Genomic DNA, 19,391 nt, shown 5'->3' with positions numbered 1-19,391 from the left:
CGGACGGCGCGGTGACCCCTCCGCCCACGGATCCTGCTCACTCAGCGAGTCCCGGCTCCAGGCCGGGCGCGGCGGCGCGACCCCGCCGAGCCCGGAGCCGCCCTCAGAAGAGCTCGAGCACCGCGCGCAGGTCCCGCACGCGCACCGAGGCGGGAGCCTGCTCCACCACGACGGGCTTCGCGCAGAAGGCCACGCCGAGGCCCGCGCGCCCGATCATCCCGAGGTCGTTCGCGCCGTCGCCCACGGCGACCGTGCGCTCCATCGACACGCCGTCGGCGGCCGCCCAGGCCTCCAGGCAGCGGACCTTCTCCTCGCGGTCCACGATCCTGCCGAGCACCCGGCCGGTGAGGACGCCGTCGGCGACCTCCAGCTCGTTGGCGGCGTAGTGGTCGATGCCGAGTCGCTCGACGAGCGGGCCGACGACCTCGGTGAAGCCGCCGGAGACGACGCCGACCCTGCACCCGCGCACGTGGAGGGCATCGATGAGCCCGCTCGCCCCCGTCGTCGGGCGCACCTCGGCGAGGACCTCCGCGAAGACCGTCTCCGGGACGCCGGCCAGGGTGGCGACCCGCTCGCGCAGGGACTGGGCGAAGTCGAGCTCACCGCGCATCGCCCGGGCGGTGACCGCGGCGACCTGCTCGCGCGTGCCGGCGCGCTCGGCGATGAGCTCGATGACCTCCTGCTCGATGAGGGTCGAGTCCACGTCCATGACGAGCAGGCCGGGCCCCTCCTCGACGAGCGGTCCCGAGGTCAGGGCCCCCGTGACGCGGGGCTGCGCGGCCCCGTCGACGGCGGAGCCGTCGGCGGTCGGGGCGGAGGTGCTGGGACGCGGCTCGTCGGTCATGGCGCGATGCTAGCCAGGACGCACGACGGCGCCCCGGGACGTCTCAGTCCCGGGGCGCCGTCGAGGGTGTCGGCCGTCGAGGCGGTCAGCGCGTGACCGTCTGCCCCTTGGCGACGACGACGATGCCGGACTCCGTGACAGTGAATCCGCGCTCCCGGTCGTGCTCGTGGTCGATGCCGACCATGGCGTCCTCCTCGACGACGACGTACTTGTCGAGGATCGCCCGGTTGACGACCGTGTTCCTCCCGACGTTGACCCCGTCCATGAGGACGGACTCTCGCACGGAGGACCAGGAGTTGACGCGCACCATCGGGCTCAGCACCGAGGAGATGACCTCACCGCCGGAGACGATGACGCCCGGCGAGACGATCGAGTCGACCGCGTGGCCCAGGCGCTCGTGGTGGCCGTAGACGAACTTCGCCGGCGGCATCGCGTTGGTGTAGCCCGCGTACAGCGGCCAGCGGTCGTTGTACAGGTTGAACACCGGCGTGACGCTGATGAGGTCCTGGTGGGCGTCGTAGAAGGCGTCGACGGTACCCACGTCGCGCCAGTAGTCGCGGTCGCGCTCCGTGGCGCCCGGGACGTCGTTGTCCTTGAAGTCGTAGACCCCCGCCGCGCCCTGGTTGACGAACCACGGGACGATGTTGCCGCCCATGTCGTGCTTGGAGGACTCGTCCGCCGCGTCCACCGTGACCGCCTCGAGGAGGGCGTCGGCGTTCATGATGTAGTTGCCCATCGAGGCGAGGATCTCCTCGGGGGAGTCGGGCAGACCCGGCGTCTCCTTGGGCTTCTCCACGAAGGCCTTGATGCGACCGCGGTCCTCCGGGTCCGTCTCGATGACGCCGAACTGGTCCGCGAGCGAGCGGGGCTGGCGGATGCCCGCCACCGTGCACGGGAGGCCCGAGGCGATGTGGTGGTCGAGCATCTGGGAGAAGTCCATGCGGTAGATGTTGTCCGCGCCCGTGATGACCACGTAGTCCGGCCGCTCGTCGTCGAGCAGGTTGAGGGACTGGTAGATCGCGTCCGCGCTCCCGAGGAACCAGTGCTTGCCGACGCGCTGCTGGGCGGGCACGGGGGCGATGTAGTTGCCGAGCATGTCGCTCATGCGCCATGTCTTGGAGATGTGGCGGTCCAGCGAGTGCGACTTGTACTGGGTCAGCACGACGACCTTGAGGAAGCCGCTGTTGATCATGTTCGACAGGGAGAAGTCGATGAGGCGGTAGATGCCGCCGAAGGGCACGGCGGGCTTGGCGCGGTCGACCGTCAGGGGCATGAGGCGCTTGCCCTCGCCACCGGCGAGGACGATTGCGAGTACACGGGGGGAAGCCATGTGAGCACCATACGTGGCCGGGGCCACTTCCGGGGCCACTTCCGGGGGCCCAACGGGACGAGGCGACCGTGCCCGTTCCGAGGGCCCGTTCCGAGTGCGGGTCCTGCCGTCCGCACACCCTCCGCCGTTCCCGCGCACGAAGCCCTCACGGGACCGGAAAGCGCAGCGGCCAGGCCCTGATCCCGATACCGTCTGCGGTGGGAGGAGCCGAGTCCGACGCGGCCCGCCCCACCGGTCCGACGACGCCACCGGCGCGGTCCCGCCCGCCGCCGTCCGCGGACCACCAGACCACCAGCCACCGAGCGTGCACGCGCACGAGCGAGGAGACGACCATGAGGGTCGACCTGCTGACCAAGGAGTACCCGCCCTACATCTACGGAGGCGCCGGAGTCCACGTCAACGAGCTCGCCAAGGTCCTCCGCCCCCTCGCCGACGTGCGCGTCCACGCCTTCGGCGGCCCCCGCGAGCCCGGAACCGAGGGCGCCGACCCCGGCGTCACCGGCTACGCCGACCTCCCCGAGCTCGACGGCGCCAACGGCGCCCTCAAGACCTTCGGCGTCGACCTCGAGATGGTCCCCGACGTCGCCGGTGCGGACATCGTCCACTCCCACACCTGGTACGCCAACCTCGCCGGCCATCTCGCCGGGCTGCTCCACGGCATCCCGCACGTCGTCTCGGCGCACTCCCTGGAGCCCATGCGCCCCTGGAAGGCCGAGCAGCTCGGCGGCGGCTACGCCCTGTCCTCCTGGGCTGAGAAGCAGGCCTACGAGGGCGCCTCCGCCGTCATCGCCGTCTCCCACGGCATGCGCGAGGACATCCTGCGCTCCTACCCCGACGTCGACCCCGAGCGCGTCAAGGTCGTCCACAACGGCATCGACCTCGACGCCTGGGCCCGTCCCACCGACCCCGAGTGGGAGGCGCTCGCGGAGGAGGTCGTCGCCCGCTACGGCATCGACCGCGACCGACCGACCGTCGTCTTCGTCGGCCGCATCACCCGTCAGAAGGGACTGCCCTACCTCCTGCGCGCGATCGCGCAGCTCCCCGAGCAGGTCCAGGTCGTCCTCTGCGCCGGAGCCCCGGACACCCCGGAGATCAAGGCCGAGGTCGACGGCCTCGTCTCCGACCTCCAGGCCCAGCGCACCGGCGTCATCCTCATCGAGAAGATGCTCCCGCACCGCGAGCTCCAGGCCGTCCTGGCCGCCTCCGACGTCTTCGTGTGCCCCTCGGTCTACGAGCCCCTCGGCATCGTCAACCTCGAGGCCATGGCCATGGGCCTGCCCGTCGTCGGCTCCGCCACCGGCGGCATCCCCGACGTCATCGTCGACGGCGAGACCGGGCTCCTCGTCCCCATCGAGCAGCTGCAGGACGGCACGGGGACGCCGATCGAGCCCGAGCGCTTCGTCACCGACCTCGCGGGGGCCCTCACGCGCCTCGTCACCGACGAGGAGGCCGCCGCCCGGATGGGCGTCGCCTCGCGCAAGCGCGTCGAGGAGCACTTCGCCTGGACCGCGATCGCCGAGCGGACCATGGAGGTCTACGAGTGGGCGCTCGCCAACCCGCGCTGAGAGCCCTGCGCTGAGCAGCACTGAGGGGCCCCGCACCGGACGACCGGTGCGGGGCCCCTCCGCGTCGATCCCCGACGGCGGGCGCGCCTCAGCGCCCCGTCACCGCCCAGGTCTCCGTCGCGGCGGCCACGCCCCGGCGAGCCACGGCGAGCAGCGGGCGCAGCACCTCGGCGCGACGACGGGCCTGGAGCGCGGTCGCCGCGGCGCCGTCGTCCTCCAGCGCCAGGTCGCAGATCGCCTCCAGCCGCAGGGAGCGCTCCAGCAGCTCGCGACGTCGACCGTCCAGCGAGGGCGGGACGAGCCCCGGGTCCAGGACGGCGGTCACGAGGTCGGTGAGCGTGTCCGCGAGCTCCGGGCGCTCGCGGGCCAGGTCGAGCGCGACGAGCGACTCGATCGCCTCCTCTGTCGCGCGGTGCACGTCGCGGCGCGCCTGGGAGGCGTCGAAGGGCGGGGGAGTGGCCCGCAGGTCGTGCGCCAGCCACAGGACCGAGGTGCCCGAGTCCTCGGGCACGAGCAGCACCCGGCGCGGGACCCCGCTTCCGTGTGCTCCGGCGTCGCCCCCGCTCTCCAGCAGGACTCCCTCGCCGGCGTCGAGGGCCAGGGCGAGCCCCGGCAGCGGGTCCGCGGCGCTCGGCAGGACCGCCGCGCAGCGCATGAGCGGCCCCAGCGCCGGCAGCCACTCCTCGAGCGGGACCGCGCCGCCCATGGCCCCGTCGCGGACCTCGTGCGCGCCGTCGGGGCCCTGGACGAGGGCGGGACCGCGCGAGGAGGGCAGCGGCGCCCACAGCGCGAGCACGACGGAGACGGGCAGCTCGAGAGGATCCACGGGCGTGGACTCTAGCGGGCGGGGCGACCGGGCCGGCCCCCGCCGGCCGCCCCGTGGCCCGGGCGCCCGGTCCGGGGCGCGGACCGCCCCGCGCGGCCGGACCCGACCGGGGAGCGCTCCCCGGCGCGTGCCTGGGACTCAGGTCACCCTCGGCCGTTAAGGTGGCCCCATGACGACTGTGCTGCACCTCGACGACGTCTCCCTGCACCGGGGCGACACCCAGATCCTCGACCACGTCACGTGGACCGTGGAGGAGGGGCAGCACTGGGTCCTCCTCGGCCCCAACGGCGCCGGCAAGACGACCATCTCCCGGATCGCCTCCGCCCGCCTCTTCCCCTCCAAGGGCACCGTCGACGTCCTCGACGAGCGCATGGGCCGGGTCGACATCTCCGAGCTCCACCCGCGCATCGGCCTGACCTCGTCGGCGCTCGCCCAGAACGTCCTCGGCGGCGAGACCGCCATGAGCGTCGTCCTGTCCGCCTCCTACGGCCGCATCGGCGTGTGGACGGAGCAGTACGACGACTTCGACGTCGAGCGCGCCCACGCTCTCCTCGACGCCCTCGGCGCCGGCTCGATCGCCGAGCGCACCTGGGCCAACCTCTCCTCCGGCGAGCGCAAGCGCGTCGAGATCGCCCGCGCCCTCATGCCCGACCCGGAGCTCCTCATCTTCGACGAGCCCGCCTCCGGCCTCGACGTCGCCGGCCGCGAGCAGCTCCTCGCCGCCCTCACCGAGATCATCTCGGCGCCGGGCTCGCCCTCGATGCTGCTCGTCACCCACCACCTCGAGGAGATCCCCGTCGGCTTCACCCACGCCCTCGCCCTGCGCGACGGCCGGGTCGTCGGCGAGGGCGCCCTCGACGACGTCCTCACGGACGCTACGATGTCCGAGACCTTCGGGATCCCGCTCGAGATCACCAAGGACCGCGGGCGCTACGCCGCGCGCGGCCGCGGCGCCCTCACCGGCAGCGGGCACGCCGCCTGAGCGGCCCGGACCCCGGCGCCCGCACGACCGACCCCACCCGACCGACGACCAGGAGGACACCCGCATGGCATGGCTCTGGTGGCTGGGGGCGGCTCTCGTCCTCGGCGTCATCGAGACCCTGACGGCCGACCTCACCTTCATCATGTTCGCCGGCGGCGCCCTCGGCGGCTCCGCCGCCGCCGCGCTCGGCGCCCCCTTCTGGGCGCAGGTCGTCGTCTTCGCCGTCGTCTCCACGCTGCTCCTCGGCACGGTCCGGCCCTGGATCAAGGGTCGGTGGGCGGCGAGCGCGCCGAACATGCGCACCAACGTCGACGCCCAGATCGGCCGTGAGGCCACGGCCCTCACCGCCCTCGACGCCCACGGCGGCCGCGTCCGCCTCGGCGGCGAGGAGTGGAGCGCCCGACTCGCCGAGTCGCCCGGCGGCTACGGCGCCCCCGCACGGCTCCAGCCGGGCGCCCGCGTGCGCGTCGTCAGCATCGACGGCGCCGTCGCCGTCGTCGAGCCGGCCTGACCGCACCCCGACCTCCGCACCCGATCACCCAAGAAAGGCACCGGCCATGGCATCAGCCTCGACCGTCTCCCTCGTCGTCCTCCTCCTCATCGCGCTCTTCGTCGTCGTCACCATCGCCAAGGCGATCCGGATCGTGCCGCAGTCCAACGCGATCATCGTGGAGCGCCTGGGCAAGTTCCAGGCGGAGTTCGGTGCCGGCCTCCACCTCCTCGTCCCCTTCATCGACAGGGTCCGCACCACCGTGGACCTGCGCGAGCAGGTCGTCTCCTTCCCGCCGCAGCCCGTCATCACCTCCGACAACCTCGTCGTCTCCATCGACTCCGTCATCTACTACCAGGTGACCGACCCCAAGCGCGCCACCTACGAGATCGCCAACTACCTCCAGGCCATCGAGCAGCTCACCGTCACGACGCTGCGCAACGTCATCGGATCCATGGACCTCGAGCAGACGCTCACGAGCCGTGACCAGATCAACGGCCAGCTCCGCGGCGTCCTCGACCAGGCCACGGGCCGCTGGGGCATCCGCGTGAGCAACGTCGAGCTCAAGTCCATCGACCCGCCCGCCTCCATCCAGGGCGCCATGGAGCAGCAGATGCGCGCCGAGCGCGACCGCCGCGCCGCCATCCTCACCGCCGAGGGCGTCAAGCAGTCCCAGATCCTCACCGCCGAGGGCGACAAGCAGTCCGCCATCCTCCGCGCCGAGGGCCAGGCGCAGTCCGCGATCCTCAAGGCTCAGGGCGAGTCCCGCGCCATCCTCCAGGTCTTCGACGCCATCCACCGCGGCAACGCCGACCCGAAGCTCCTCGCCTACCAGTACCTCCAGACCCTGCCCAAGATCGCCAACGGCAACAGCTCGAAGATGTGGATCGTCCCCACCGAGTTCACCGCGGCCCTCGACGGCATCGCCGGTGCGCTCGGCGGCAAGGACGGCTCCGGCGCGTCCGGCTCGGGCGCCTTCCGCGGCGACGACGGGGAGAGCGTCGGCGTCGACCTGTCCGGCATGGACTCCGGTCTCGACATCGCCTCCGACCTCGCGGCGACGAACCTTCAGACCCCCGAGGAGGCCCTGGCCCAGGCCCGCGGCGAGGCCGAGTCGGCCACCCGCGAGGCCTCCGACGAGTCCGCGACCGCCCGCGGCGGCCGCGGCGGCTCGCAGGCGCAGGAGCCCTCGGCACCGCCGTCGATCCCGCCGACGCGCCTCGCCGACGGAGGTCAGCAGGGCTGACGGGCACGCCGTGCGAGCACCGGCGGGCACCGCGCTCACCGGCCGCATCCACTCCCTCCACCGGCCCCGCCCGAGCATGCTCGGGCGGGGCCGGTGACTTCCACCGCAAACGGTCACGAATCGTGCACCCGGTGCAGACACCGGAGGCGGAGCGGGCATAACCTTCCCCGCGTGCTATCCAAGACCCTGCGTCACTATCTGAGCCCCTACTGGGGCTCTCTGCTCGCGGTCTTCGTCCTCAAGATCATCGAGACGACCGCGGCCCTGTCGCTGCCGACCCTCAACGCCGACATCATCAACGACGGCGTCATCCCCGGTGACACGGACAAGATCTGGCACCTGGGCGGCGAGATGCTCGCGCTCACCGCCGTCCAGGGCGTCGTCGCCGTCCTCGGCACCTACCTCGCCGCGAAGGCCTCCATGGCGCTCGGACGAGAGATGCGCCGGGACATCTTCAACCACGTGCAGCGCTTCAACCTCGAGGAGGTCTCGCGCTTCGGCGCCCCCTCGCTCATCACGCGCTCCACCAACGACATCCAGCAGATCCAGATGGTCGTCTTCATGATCTGCGCCATGATGCTCATGGCCCCGATCATGCTGGTCGGCGGCACCGTCATGGCACTGCGCGTCGACGTCCCGCTCTCGGGCCTCCTGCTCGTCCTCATCCCGCTGCTGCTGCTCGTCCTCGGCCTCATCATGAGCAGGCTCCTGCCCCACTTCAAGGTGATGCAGTCGCGCATCGACCGCGTCAACCTCGTCATGCGCGAGCAGATCCAGGGCGTGCGCGTCATCCGGGCCTTCGTCCGCCAGGACCAGCGCGACGAGGTCTTCCGCGTCGCCAACGACGAGCTCACCGGCACGTCCCTGCGCATCGGCTACCTCTTCGCCGTCCTCTTCCCGGGCGTCACGATCATCATGAACCTCGCGAGCGTCGGCGTCATGTGGTTCGGCGGCCACCGCATCGACTCCGGCGGCATGCAGGTCGGCGACCTCACGGCCTTCCTCAACTACATCATGCAGATCCTCTTCTCGGTCATGATCGCCGTCGTGCTCGTGACGATGCTGCCCCGCGCCCAGGTCGCCGCCGAGCGGTTCCAGGACGTCCTCGCCGTCGAGCCCTCCATCACCGCGCCGGCGTCGCCAGAGCACCTCCCCGCCGCCTCCGGCCTGGCCGCGGGCACCGGACGCGGCCGCGAGGTCCGCCTGGACCACGTCTCCTTCCGCTACCCGGGCGCGGACGCCCCCGTCCTGTCCGACGTCGACCTCATCGTCGAGGCCGGCCGCACGACGGCCTTCATCGGCTCCACCGGCTCAGGCAAGACGACCCTCATCAACCTCATCCCGCGTCTCCTCGACGTCTCCGAGGGCGCGGTCACGGTCGACGGCGTCGACGTGCGCGAGCTCGACCCCGTCGAGCTGCGAGCGTCCGTCGCCACCGTCCCCCAGAAGGCCTACCTGTTCTCGGGGACCATCCGCTCAACCCTTCAGCACGGCAAGAGCGGCGCGACGGACGCAGAGCTCTGGGCCGCGCTCGACGCCGCCCAGGCCTCCGACTTCGTCCAGCAGCTCGACGACGGCCTCGACCACGAGGTCGAGCAGGGCGGCGTCAACTTCTCCGGCGGCCAGCGCCAGCGCCTCGCCATCGCCCGGGCCCTCGTGCGAGAGGCCGGCGTCTACGTCTTCGACGACTCCTTCTCCGCGCTGGACTACGCGACCGACGCGCGTCTGCGCGCCGGCCTGCCGCGCGCGACCGGCGGGGCGACCGTCGTCGTCGTCGCCCAGCGCGTCGCGTCCATCCGCACCGCCGACCGCATCGTCGTCCTCGACGAGGGCCATGTCGTCGGCGTCGGCACCCACGAGGAGCTCATGGACACCTGTCCGACCTACTCGGAGATCGTCCTGTCCCAGATCAGCGCCGAGGAGGCCGCATGAGCCGCGGACCCGGGCCCAAGGCCCCCAACCAGAAGGCCAAGAACTTCGGCCCCACCATGCGCCGGCTCATCGGGACACTGCGCCCCGAGCGCGGCCTCATCTCCCTCGCGCTGCTGCTCACCACGGTCTCCGTGGTCCTCAACGTCATCGGCCCGAAGATCCTCGCCCGCGCGACCAACGTCATCTTCGGCGGGGTCATGGGCAAGCTCCTCGCCGCGAACGGCGTCCCCGCCGGGATGAGCGGTGAGCAGCTCGCCCAGGCCCTGCGCGCCGCCGGCCAGACCAAGTACGCGGACATGGTGACCCAGTACGACGTCGTCTCCGGCCAGGGCATGGACTTCGACAGGCTGGCGAGGATCCTGCTGGCGACCCTCGCCGTCTACGCCCTCTCCGCGGTCTTCCTGTGGATCCAGGGCCGGATCCTCGCCGGCGTCGTCCAGCGCACCGCCCGCACGCTGCGCGCCGACGTCGAGGAGAAGGTCAACCGCGTCCCGCTGTCCTACCTGGACCACGGCAGCCGCGGCGACACGCTCTCCCGCCTCACCAACGACGTCGACAACATCAGTCAGACCCTGCAGCAGACGATGTCGCAGGCCTTCAGCGCGATCCTCACGATCGTCGGCGTCGTCGTCATGATGCTGACGATCTCCCTGCAGCTCTCCCTCGTCGCCCTGTGCACGATCCCGCTCGCCGGGCTCCTCACCGTCCTCATCGCCAAGCGCGCCCAGCCGCACTTCACGGAGCAGTGGGACGCGACGGGCGACGTCTCGGGCATCGTCGAGGAGGCCTTCACCGGCCACGAGGCCGTCGCGCTGTTCAGCTCCGAGGCCGAGTTCAGCCGCATGTTCGACAAGGACAACACGCGCCTGTACGAGGGCTCCTACAAGGCGCAGTGGATCTCCGGCACCATCCAGCCGGTCATGCGCCTGGTGTCCAACCTCAACTTCGTCATCGTCGCGGTCATCGGCGGCGTGCGCGTCGCCAACGGCACCATGACCCTCGGCGACGTCCAGGCCTTCCTGCAGTACTCCCAGCAGTTCGGCCAGCCGATCACGCAGCTCGCCTCCATGGCGAACCTGCTCCAGTCCGGCGCCGCCTCCGCCGAGCGCGTCTTCGAGATCCTCGACGCCCCCGAGGAGAGGGACACGACCGCCCCGCAGGCGCTCGCCGAGCCCGTCCGCGGCCGGGTCGTCTTCGACCACGTCCGCTTCTCCTACAGCCCCGACACCGAGCTCATCACCGACCTCAACCTTACCGTCGAGCCCGGCCAGACCGTCGCGATCGTCGGGCCCACGGGCGCCGGCAAGACGACGCTCGTCAACCTCCTCCTGCGCTTCTACGACCCGCAGGCGGGCGCCATCACCCTCGACGGCGTCGACACGAAGGACCTCACCCGCGACGCCCTGCGCGAGCAGATCGGCATGGTCCTCCAGGACACCTGGCTCTTCGAGGGCACGATCGGCGAGAACATCGCCTTCGGTTCCGCCGGCGCCACCCAGGAGCAGGTCGTGGCGGCCGCCCGCGCCGCCAGCGTCGACCACATCGTCTCCGCCCTGCCCAAGGGCTACGACACCGTCATCGACGACTCCGGCTCGGGCGTCTCCGCCGGTGAGAAGCAGCTCATCACCATCGCGCGGGCCTTCCTCGCCGACCGGCAGATCCTCGTCCTCGACGAGGCGACGAGCTCGGTCGACACCCGCACCGAGCTGCTCGTGCAGAAGGCGATGGTCGAGCTGCGCGAGGGCCGCACGGCCTTCGTGATCGCCCACCGCCTGTCCACGATCCGCGACGCGGACGTCATCCTCGTCATGCAGCACGGCGACATCGTCGAGCAGGGCAGCCACGACGAGCTCATCGCCGCCGGCGGCGCCTACTACGAGCTCTACCAGAGCCAGTTCGTCGGTCCCCAGGGCGAGGAGGAGCCCGCCGAGGAGCGCGACCCGCTGCTCAACGACGTCGGGTACAAGCCGAGGCACCGCAAGTGATCCTTTGCATCAAGAGCCTCGAGGGCCTGGACGACGCCGCCGTCCGGGCACTCCTTGCCGACTACACGAGCCTCACCGACGTCGCCCTGCGCCGCCGCCTCGAGACCGAGCGCGGGCTCTACATGGCCGAGTCCTCCAAGGTCATCGTCCGCGCCGTCCAGGCCGGTCACGCGCCCCGCTCCCTGCTCATGGCTGAGCGCTGGTACGACGAGCTCCGGCCCGTCATCGCCGCCGCGAACGGCACGGACGGCCGCGAGGACGGCGGTGGCGTCCCCGTCATCATCGCCCCGGAGGAGGTTCTCGAGACCATCACCGGCTTCCACCTCCACCGCGGGGCGCTGGCCGCGATGAACCGCCCCGTCCTGCCGGGCGTCGGCGAGCTCCTCGCCTCCGCCCGCGGCGGGCTGGGGGCCCGGCGCGTCGCCGTGCTCGAGGACCTCGTCGACCACACGAACGTCGGCGCGGCCTTCCGCTCCGCCGCCGCGCTCGGCATCGACGCCGTCCTCGTCACCCCGCGGTGCGCGGACCCGCTCTACCGCCGCAGCGTGCGCGTCTCCATGGGGACCGTCTTCCAGGTCCCGTGGACCCGGATCGAGCGGTGGCCCGCCCTCGACGAGCTCCACGAGGCCGGCTTCACGGTGGCCGCCATGACGCTCTCCGACGGCTCGGTGAGCCTCGACGAGTTCTCCGCCTCCCCGGCCTGCTCCGGGCCCGACTCACGCGTCGCGATCGTCCTGGGCACGGAGGGCGACGGCCTGGCCCGCCGGACGATCACGGCCGCCGACGCCGTCGTCCGCATCCCGATGGCCGGGGGAGTGGACTCCCTCAACGTGGCCGCGGCGGCCGCCGTCGCCTACTGGGAGCTGCGCGCCCGGGACTGAGCGATCACCCTCACGGTCCGTCCGCCGTGCGTCGAACGGAGCCGTGAGCACGACAACGGCTGAGGGCCGGCTCCCCGAGCGGGGAACCGGCCCTCAGCCGTTGTGCGGAGCGTCCGTCAGGCGGTGACGCGAATGAGCGGGGCGCCCGGGGCGACCTCGCCCTCGGCGACGACCTCGACGGAGGCGAACTTCGCGGTGTTGGTGATGAGCACCGGGGTGGTCAGCTGGTAGCCGGCCTCCTCGACGACGGAGCGGTCGACGCGGACGAGCTCCTGGCCCGCCTCGACGCGGTCGCCCTGCTTGACCTTGACGTCGAAGCCCTTGCCCTCGAGGTTGACCGTGTCGATGCCGACGTGGATGAGGATCTCGACGCCGGAGTCCAGCGTGATGCCGTAGGCGTGGCCCGAGGCGGGGGCCACGACGACGGTGCCGGCCGCCGGGGCGGTGACGACGACGTCGCCGACCGGGTTGAGACCGGCGCCCTGGCCGACCGCGCCGGAGGCGAAGACCGGGTCGTCGACCTGGTCGAGCGGCATGACGACGCCGGTGAGCGGGGAGGCGACGTCGGTGACGGTGCCCGGCTCGAGCGCCGGCTTGCCGGCGGGCGCGGCGGACTCGACGGCGCCGGTGCCGGCACCGGCGGCGGGGGCGGCCGCAGAGACCGCGGTGGAGCCGGCGGCGAGCTGGTGCTCGGAGGCGCTCGTGGCGGACACGCCGGCGAGCTCGGCCTCACGGGCCTCGTCGGCGGCGTTCTGAGCGGCGATCTCGCGCTGCTCGGCGCGGTCCTCGGGGGTGCGGTAGTCGGAGATGATGACGAGCACCATGGCGGTGAAGAAGGAGGCCAGGACGGAGATCGCGTAGAGCGGGATGTTCGAGAACGCCGGGATCGTCAGGAGCGAGGTGAAGACGAAGGCGCTCGTGGTGACGCCCCCGAAGATGCCCTGGATGAGGCCGCCGACGACGCAGCCGACGAGCATGCGCGGGTAGATGCGCTTGTAGCGCAGGTGGATGCCGTAGAGGCTCGGCTCGGAGATGCCGCCGACGAGGCCCGCGAAGAGCGCGCCGGTCGCCGTCTGACGCATGTCCGTCTCCTTGTTGCGGACGGCGAGGACGAGCACGCCGGCAGTGGCGCCGAAGGCCGCGAAGTTCCAGCAGCCCATGGGACCCTGGATGAAGTCCTTGCCGTACTCCTGAATGTTGAGCAGCATGATCGCGTTGATGGGCCAGTGGAGGCCCAGCGGCACCATGAAGGGGTACGCCAGCGGGATGATGATGCAGAAGATGAAGGGCGAGACGCTGTTGATGGCGTTGAGCAGGTGGGCGAGCCAGGCGCCGACGTAGACGCCGATCGGGCCGAGGATGAAGCTCGTGAGCGGGAACATGACGAGCATCGCGAAGAAGGGCACGAAGATGAGCTGGACGCCCTCGGGGATGATCCGCTTGAGCCACTTGGTGAGCGGGCCGAGGACGGCGGCCATGAGCAGCGGCGGGAACACCTGCGAGCCGTAGTCGAAGATCGTCAGCGGGATGCCGCCGAAGAGCTTGATGGTGGTGATCTCGGAGCCCATGAAGGTGAGGCTCGTGGCCTGGTCGAGGGTGCCGAGGGCCGCGAAGCCGGGCAGCATCGTCATCGCCATGACGGCGAAGCCGACCCATGGGTCCGCGCCAAGCTTCCTGGAGGCGTTGTAGGCCACCATGAGCGGCAGGAAGTAGAAGACCGAGCGCCAGGTCAGGTTGAGGTAGGCCCAGGTCGGCTCGAGGGTGACGCGGGAGTCGGCCCAGTTGCCGATGACGCCCAGGGTGCCCATGAGAGCCATGAAGGTGATGAAGATCGAGGCGCCGAGGAGCGCGCCGATGATCGGGCGGAAGGAGTCCGAGAGGAACTCGAAGAAGTTGTCCACCCAGGAGAACTTCCCGCGGACGCCGCCGGCGCGGGCCGCGGCCTTGACGTCGGCGTCGGACTGGCGCTTGGCGCCGCCGCCCTGGCCGAGGTCCTGCATCTCGGGCAGGGCCATGATCTTCTCGTACATCGACTGGACGGTGCCGCCGATGATGACCTGGTAGCGGTCGCCGGACTGGGGGACCGCGCCCATGACGCCGGGGATCTTCTCGACGGTGGGGGTGTCGACGACGGACGCGTCGTTGAGCTGGAAGCGCAGGCGCGTCGCGCAGTGGGTGAGGTGGGCGATGTTCTCGGGGCCTCCGACGGCCTCGATGATCGCCTCAGGTGCTGAGGTCTGTGTTGCCACTCCAATGGCCTTTCTGTGCAGCGGGCACCACGGGTTCGGGGACGACCGCGGTGTCGGTGCGGGTGTGGGGATGCCCTCGCACGGGCTGTGGCCGAGCGTAACGCCGCAGGTCCCCGCGGCGCTCGTACACGCTGTGACCTCCGCCATTCCCGCGGGGACCGTGCGGGTCCACGGGGCCGGACGGCGTCACCGCCGGGGGCCCCGACGCGGTGGGCCCGCCGCCGTGAACGACCCGCTCGCGACCGGGGCCGGGCTCCCCAGGGGCGCGGCTGCAGGGCTGAAGCACTTGCGCTCACAGGCGCCCAGCGGCGGGGGAGGGGCAGGCGCGAGGCTCGTCGCGCACGGCGCCGACGTCCGAGGCGGGGACCACCGCCCGTCGCCGCCGAGGAGGAGAGCACCATGAGCGCGTCCGCCACGACCCGTCCACGCCCTGCGGCCACCGGCACCGGGAACCCGGCCGCCCCGGGCGGCACCGACGCCGTCCCCGTTGCGGAGCCCGGTCCCGCACGCGAGGCCAGGGGCCTCTACGGCCCGCGCGGCTGGACGGTGAGCGCCGGCGTCTGGGAGGTGCTCGGCCGCTGCCGTGACCACCTCAGGTCGACGGCGATCCCCGCCGCACACGGCATCGCGCCCCAGGGCCTCATCGGGGACGACGGCGTCCCCCTCGACGACTACACCCCGTTCCACGCCATGGGGCCCGACGGCGCCCGCCGGCTCCTCGAGGTCCTCCCGGCGCAGGCACTCGAGGACCGCCAGAACCTCGCCCCGAGCCTCGGTCCCCTCCTGCGGGCCTGCGTCGGCGCTGAGGGGCGCGTGCTCCTGTCCGGCTACGGCATCGGCCCCCAGCGGGACGACGAGCGCGTCACCGTCGAGGCCCTCTGGGTCGCCGACCCCGACCTCCAGGACATGGAGGTCACCGAGGAGCACGGCCCGGCCTGCCGCTGCCGCGAGCTCTGGGGCGCCGTCCGCAGGCGCTACGAGCTCGACGCGGAGGCCGTGCCCGACGAGATCCGCCGTGTCGGCGCGGCCTGGACCGGCGGGGCCACCGGGTGGTGGCTCTGGTGGGACTGAGCGGCCCGGTGCCCGTCGGGGCCGGCGCGGTGTGACCGATCCCCGGCCGCTCCGAACCGGTGCGGCCGGGGGGAGGCGCCACGGCGGCCCGTAGCATGGCCGCCGTGATCAACGTCCAGGACCTCACCATGCGCATCGGCGCCCGCCAGCTCGTCGCGGGCGCGAACTACCGGGTGGACAAGGGCATGCGGATCGGGCTCGTCGGACGCAACGGCGCCGGCAAGACCACCATGACCAAGCTGCTCGCCGCGCAGTCCGTGGCCCAGGGCACCAGCCAGTCCGTCGCCGACGCCGACGAGTCCCACGGCCTCGAGGCCGTCCAGTACGAGGGCACGATCGCCTGCAACGGCTCGGTCGGCTACCTGCCCCAGGACACCAAGGTCGGCGACCTCACCGAGATCGCCCGCGACCGCATCCTCTCTGCCCGGGGCATCGACGCCCTCCTCAAGCGCATCCACAAGGCCGAGGAGAGGATCGCCCAGTCCGCCGAGGGCGACGCCATGGCCAAGGCCCTGGACCGCTACACCCGCCTCGACCACGAGTTCACCATGGCCGGCGGCTACGCGGCCGCCGGCGAGGCCGCCCGCATCTCCGCCGCGCTCGGCCTGCCCGACCGCGTCCTCGACCAGCCCATCGGCACCCTCTCCGGAGGCCAGCGCCGCCGCGTCGAGCTCGCCCGCGTCCTCTTCCAGAAGCCGGACACGCTGCTCCTGGACGAGCCCACCAACCACCTCGACCACGACTCGATCCTCTGGCTGCGAGACCACCTGCGCACCTACGCCGGCGGCTTCATCGTCATCTCCCACGACGTCGAGCTCCTGCGGGACACCGTCAACCAGGTCATGTACCTCGACGCCAACCGCGGCGTCCTCGACGTCTACCACCTCGGCTGGGACGCCTACCTCCACCAGCGCGCCGAGGACGAGACGCGCCGCCGCAAGGAGCGCGCGAACGCCGAGAAGAAGGCCGCCGCGCTCCGCGCCCAGGGCGAGAAGATGCGCGCCAAGGCCACCAAGGCCGTCGCCGCCCAGCAGATGCTCAAGCGCGCCGACCGCCTCCTCCAGGGCCTCGAGGCCGAGCAGGAGGCCGAGAAGGTCGCCCACCTGCGCTTCCCGGACCCCGCTCCGTGCGGCAAGACCCCGCTGCGCGCCGCGGGCCTGTCCAAGGCCTACGGCTCGCTCGAGGTCTTCGCCGGCGTGGACCTCGCCATCGACCGCGGCAGCCGCGTCGTCGTCCTCGGCCTCAACGGCGCCGGCAAGACGACCCTCCTCCGGCTCCTCGGGGGCGTCGAGACCCCCGACTCCGGCGAGGTCATCGACGGCCACGGCCTCAAGATCGGCTACTACGCCCAGGAGCACGAGACGATCGACAACGGCGCCACCGTCGTCGAGAACCTGCGGCGCTCCGCCCCCGGCATGAACGACACCGAGGTGCGCAGCGTCCTCGGCTCCTTCCTCTTCTCGGGCGCCGACGCCGACAAGCCCGCCCGCGTGCTCTCCGGAGGCGAGAAGACGCGCCTCGCCCTCGCCATGCTCGTCGTCTCCAGCGCCAACGTCCTGCTCCTGGACGAGCCGACGAACAACCTCGACCCCGCCAGCCGCGAGGAGATCCTCGGGGCGCTGTCCACCTTCGAGGGCGCCGTCGTCCTCGTCACCCACGACGAGGGCGCCGTCGAGGCCCTCGAGCCCGACCGCGTCCTCCTCCTGCCCGACGGCGACGAGGACCTGTGGAACGACTCCTACCTCGAGCTCGTCACCCTCGCCTGATATGTAGGGGTTTCCTGTCAAGTGGCAGGGTGAAGAGGGGGCATCCACTGGCCGGTGGGTGCCCCCTCTTCGGCGTTGGCCGGTGGGGTGGGGGTGGCGTGTCTGGTGTCGACGCGTGGTCAGTCTGATATGCGCGGGTCTGTGTGCCGCATGACGCTGGTTTCGGTGGGAGGAGCTGGCTTGTCTGAGGTCGAGCGTGCCCTTGGGGGTGCTCACAGTCGAATCGCCGGTGTCCTCCTCACGCTGCTTCCCCTCTGGGCCCTGGTGGTGCCGGTCAGCGCGGTCTGCGGGGGTTCTAGTGGTCCATGACGGCCAGGGACCAGCACCAGCCTGCGAGCTCCCGGGCGATGGCGGTGTTGGCGATCGTGTGACGTTTGTGGTGGCTGGCCAGGGTCTGCCAGCGCCTGTTCAGGCGCCTGTTGCCGGTGTCGGCCCGGGTGGCGACGTCCCCGGGGACCTTGGCCCATGCGGCTCGCAGGGCGGGGCCGGGGCGGTAGGGGCTCTTGTGCTGCCAGGCGGCTTCGGTCAGGAGACGTCGGGCGTGGGTGTTGCCGGTCTTGGTGATGCCGCCCTGGGTGCGGGTCTGGCCCGAGGAGTGCTCGCAGGGGACCAGTCCGAGGTAGGAGGCGATGGTCGCGCCGGTGAAGCGGTGCCAGTCGCCGATCTCGACGGCGAGGGCGAAGCCGGTCAGTGTGGAGATGCCTCTCAGGCAGGACAGGCGGGCGGTGACGGGGGTGAACTCACTGTCGGCGGCCAGGGCGGCGATGGCGGTATCGAGGCGGTCGCGTCGTGCCAGGGTGTGGGTGACGGTGTCGTAGGCGTCGTCGAAGGCCGCGGTGGCGCCGGCGCCCAGGGCGGGGACGTCCTCGCGGCGCAGTGCGCGCAGCCAAGCGTCGTGGGCGGGTCCCCAGGTGGTCTTGCCGGGGTAGACCCATCCGCGGCGCAGCAGCATCTTGGACAGGCGGTGGCGGGCGGCCATGAGGTCGGTGCGGGCGTCGTCGCGGGATCGCACCAGGTCGCGGGCGCCCTCCTGGGCCAGGGTAGGGATGCGCACGGGCGTGATCGTGCCGTTCAGGGCGCACTCGGCCAGGAACATCGCGTCGGTGCGGTCGGTCTTGACCCGCTGTCCGGCGGGGCGGGCCAGCTTCGAGGGTGCGGCGACCTGCACCCGGTGGCCCGCGGCGGTCAGCTCGCGGGCCAGTCCGAAGCCGGTGGGGCCTGCCTCGTAGGTGATCAGCAGTGGTCCGTGCTCGGCGGCCAGGCGTGAGGCCAGGTCGATGGTGTGGCTGTACTCGCCGTCCAGGCGGCGTTGGATCACCTCGCCGGTGAGGGTATCGATGGCGGCGGCACTCACGCTGCGGGCGTGAACGTCCAGCCCCAGGCTTGTACGCTCAGTAATCACCAGGGTCTCCTATGCATGTCGGCACCCCGCAGCGGTCCCCTAACGACCGCCTCGGTGGTGATCCACGAAGGTTGCATACGCGAGGCCCTGGCCCACAAGACCACGACGGCCTCGCGCACCCCCATAGCGTCTGAGCCCGCGCCGCTCCCGGTGAGCGCCGTCACTTCGGGCCCCAGCACGGGAGGACGTAGGGTGGGCGGGAACAAGCCGGGGCGCCGGGGCGTTGCCCCGATGGCATCCGACCCATCCTGACCAGGAGAGACACATGGCAGAGACCACCCTCACCGACGCCACCACCGAGGTCCCCGAGCACGAGGTCCTCCTCACCGAGACCGCGGCCGCGAAGGTCGCCAGCCTCCTCGTCCAGGAGGGCCGCGACGACCTGCGCCTGCGCGTCGCCGTCCAGCCCGGCGGCTGCTCCGGCCTCGTCTACCAGCTCTACTTCGACGAGCGCCTCCTCGACGGCGACGCCGTCCGCGCCTTCCCGACCGGGGGCGGCGAGCTCGAGTCGGTCGAGGTCGTCGTGGACCGCATGAGCGTCCCCTACCTCTCCGGCGCCACCATCGACTTCGCCGACTCGATCGAGAAGCAGGGCTTCACCATCGACAACCCGAACGCCACGGGCACCTGCGCCTGCGGCGAGTCCTTTAACTGAGCCGTCCCACGGACGTGACCTCGCCCCTGTCCACGAGCGGACCGGAGCACTGAGCCGACCGTCGGAGCCCACCCGGGCCCGGCGGTCGCGCCGCGTCCAGGGGACCCTCACAGGCGGCCCGCAGGCCGCGTCCCGATCCCGCACCACCCACACACCGCCCTCACCCA

15 protein-coding genes are annotated in these 19,391 nt (G+C 71.9%); 10 read left to right on the top strand and 5 right to left on the bottom strand.

The annotated features are described in order from the left end of the window. Window positions 1-103: 103 nt before the first annotated feature. Window positions 104-844, bottom strand: a complete 741-nt coding sequence (gene serB, locus AXF14_RS11670) for a phosphoserine phosphatase SerB (protein WP_084355547.1) — start codon at window positions 842-844, stop codon at window positions 104-106. 85 nt (window positions 845-929) lie between these two features. Next, the gene (glgC, locus tag AXF14_RS11665; protein ID WP_067943411.1) at window positions 930-2,174 is read right to left on the bottom strand and encodes a glucose-1-phosphate adenylyltransferase; all 1,245 of its coding nucleotides are present in this window, start codon (window positions 2,172-2,174) and stop codon (window positions 930-932) included. Between the two features lie 332 nt (window positions 2,175-2,506). On the opposite strand from glgC, the gene glgA reads away from it, so the two are divergent. After that, window positions 2,507-3,739 carry a glycogen synthase gene (gene glgA, locus AXF14_RS11660; protein ID WP_067943409.1) on the top strand — a complete coding sequence of 411 codons (1,233 nt, stop codon included), beginning with the start codon at window positions 2,507-2,509 and terminating at the stop codon, window positions 3,737-3,739. Window positions 3,740-3,827: 88 nt separating this feature from the next. On the opposite strand, the gene AXF14_RS11655 is transcribed toward glgA, so the two are convergent. Then, complete coding sequence (locus AXF14_RS11655; RefSeq protein ID WP_067943407.1) at window positions 3,828-4,565, bottom strand: hypothetical protein; 738 nt, start codon at window positions 4,563-4,565, stop codon at window positions 3,828-3,830. A gap of 169 nt (window positions 4,566-4,734) precedes the next feature. On the opposite strand from AXF14_RS11655, the gene AXF14_RS11650 reads away from it, so the two are divergent. From AXF14_RS11650 to AXF14_RS11625, 6 genes are all read left to right on the top strand, one after another. After that, the gene (locus tag AXF14_RS11650) at window positions 4,735-5,547 is read left to right on the top strand and encodes an ABC transporter ATP-binding protein (RefSeq protein WP_067943406.1); all 813 of its coding nucleotides are present in this window, start codon (window positions 4,735-4,737) and stop codon (window positions 5,545-5,547) included. A gap of 64 nt (window positions 5,548-5,611) precedes the next feature. Next, complete coding sequence (locus AXF14_RS11645) at window positions 5,612-6,058, top strand: NfeD family protein (RefSeq protein WP_067943404.1); 447 nt, start codon at window positions 5,612-5,614, stop codon at window positions 6,056-6,058. 46 nt (window positions 6,059-6,104) lie between these two features. Continuing rightward, window positions 6,105-7,283, top strand: a complete 1,179-nt coding sequence (locus AXF14_RS11640) for an SPFH domain-containing protein (RefSeq protein WP_084355546.1) — start codon at window positions 6,105-6,107, stop codon at window positions 7,281-7,283. A gap of 171 nt (window positions 7,284-7,454) precedes the next feature. Further along, complete coding sequence (locus AXF14_RS11635; RefSeq protein ID WP_067943402.1) at window positions 7,455-9,215, top strand: ABC transporter ATP-binding protein; 1,761 nt, start codon at window positions 7,455-7,457, stop codon at window positions 9,213-9,215. Then, complete coding sequence (locus AXF14_RS11630) at window positions 9,212-11,200, top strand: ABC transporter ATP-binding protein (RefSeq protein ID WP_067943400.1); 1,989 nt, start codon at window positions 9,212-9,214, stop codon at window positions 11,198-11,200. The genes AXF14_RS11635 and AXF14_RS11630 overlap by 4 nt, the downstream gene beginning before the upstream one ends. After that, window positions 11,197-12,081, top strand: a complete 885-nt coding sequence (locus AXF14_RS11625; protein ID WP_067943398.1) for a TrmH family RNA methyltransferase — start codon at window positions 11,197-11,199, stop codon at window positions 12,079-12,081. The genes AXF14_RS11630 and AXF14_RS11625 overlap by 4 nt, the downstream gene beginning before the upstream one ends. Before the next feature lie 116 nt (window positions 12,082-12,197). Here the strand turns inward: AXF14_RS11625 and AXF14_RS11620 are convergent, their stop codons facing one another. After that, window positions 12,198-14,330 carry a glucose PTS transporter subunit IIA gene (locus AXF14_RS11620; protein WP_067943396.1) on the bottom strand — a complete coding sequence of 711 codons (2,133 nt, stop codon included), beginning with the start codon at window positions 14,328-14,330 and terminating at the stop codon, window positions 12,198-12,200. Window positions 14,331-14,729: 399 nt separating this feature from the next. On the opposite strand from AXF14_RS11620, the gene AXF14_RS11615 reads away from it, so the two are divergent. Both AXF14_RS11615 and AXF14_RS11610 read left to right on the top strand, forming a co-directional pair. Further along, window positions 14,730-15,401, top strand: coding sequence for a hypothetical protein (locus AXF14_RS11615; RefSeq protein WP_067943394.1), 672 nt, complete (start codon window positions 14,730-14,732; stop codon window positions 15,399-15,401). 95 nt (window positions 15,402-15,496) lie between these two features. Further along, complete coding sequence (locus AXF14_RS11610; protein ID WP_067943392.1) at window positions 15,497-17,167, top strand: ABC-F family ATP-binding cassette domain-containing protein; 1,671 nt, start codon at window positions 15,497-15,499, stop codon at window positions 17,165-17,167. Between the two features lie 295 nt (window positions 17,168-17,462). On the opposite strand, the gene AXF14_RS11605 is transcribed toward AXF14_RS11610, so the two are convergent. Then, window positions 17,463-18,569, bottom strand: coding sequence for an IS110 family RNA-guided transposase (locus tag AXF14_RS11605; RefSeq protein ID WP_067939027.1), 1,107 nt, complete (start codon window positions 18,567-18,569; stop codon window positions 17,463-17,465). A 265-nt stretch (window positions 18,570-18,834) separates the two neighbouring features. Here AXF14_RS11605 and AXF14_RS11600 point away from each other — a divergent pair, with 265 nt between their 5' ends. After that, window positions 18,835-19,224 (top strand): HesB/IscA family protein, encoded by a 390-nt coding sequence (locus AXF14_RS11600; RefSeq protein WP_067943390.1) that lies wholly within the window; start codon window positions 18,835-18,837, stop codon window positions 19,222-19,224. The last annotated feature ends 167 nt before the right edge of the window (window positions 19,225-19,391 follow it).

Source organism: Actinomyces radicidentis (assembly GCF_001553565.1).
GTDB classification, from domain to species: domain Bacteria; phylum Actinomycetota; class Actinomycetes; order Actinomycetales; family Actinomycetaceae; genus Actinomyces; species Actinomyces radicidentis.
This window is presented reverse-complemented; position numbering and strand designations above follow the sequence as displayed.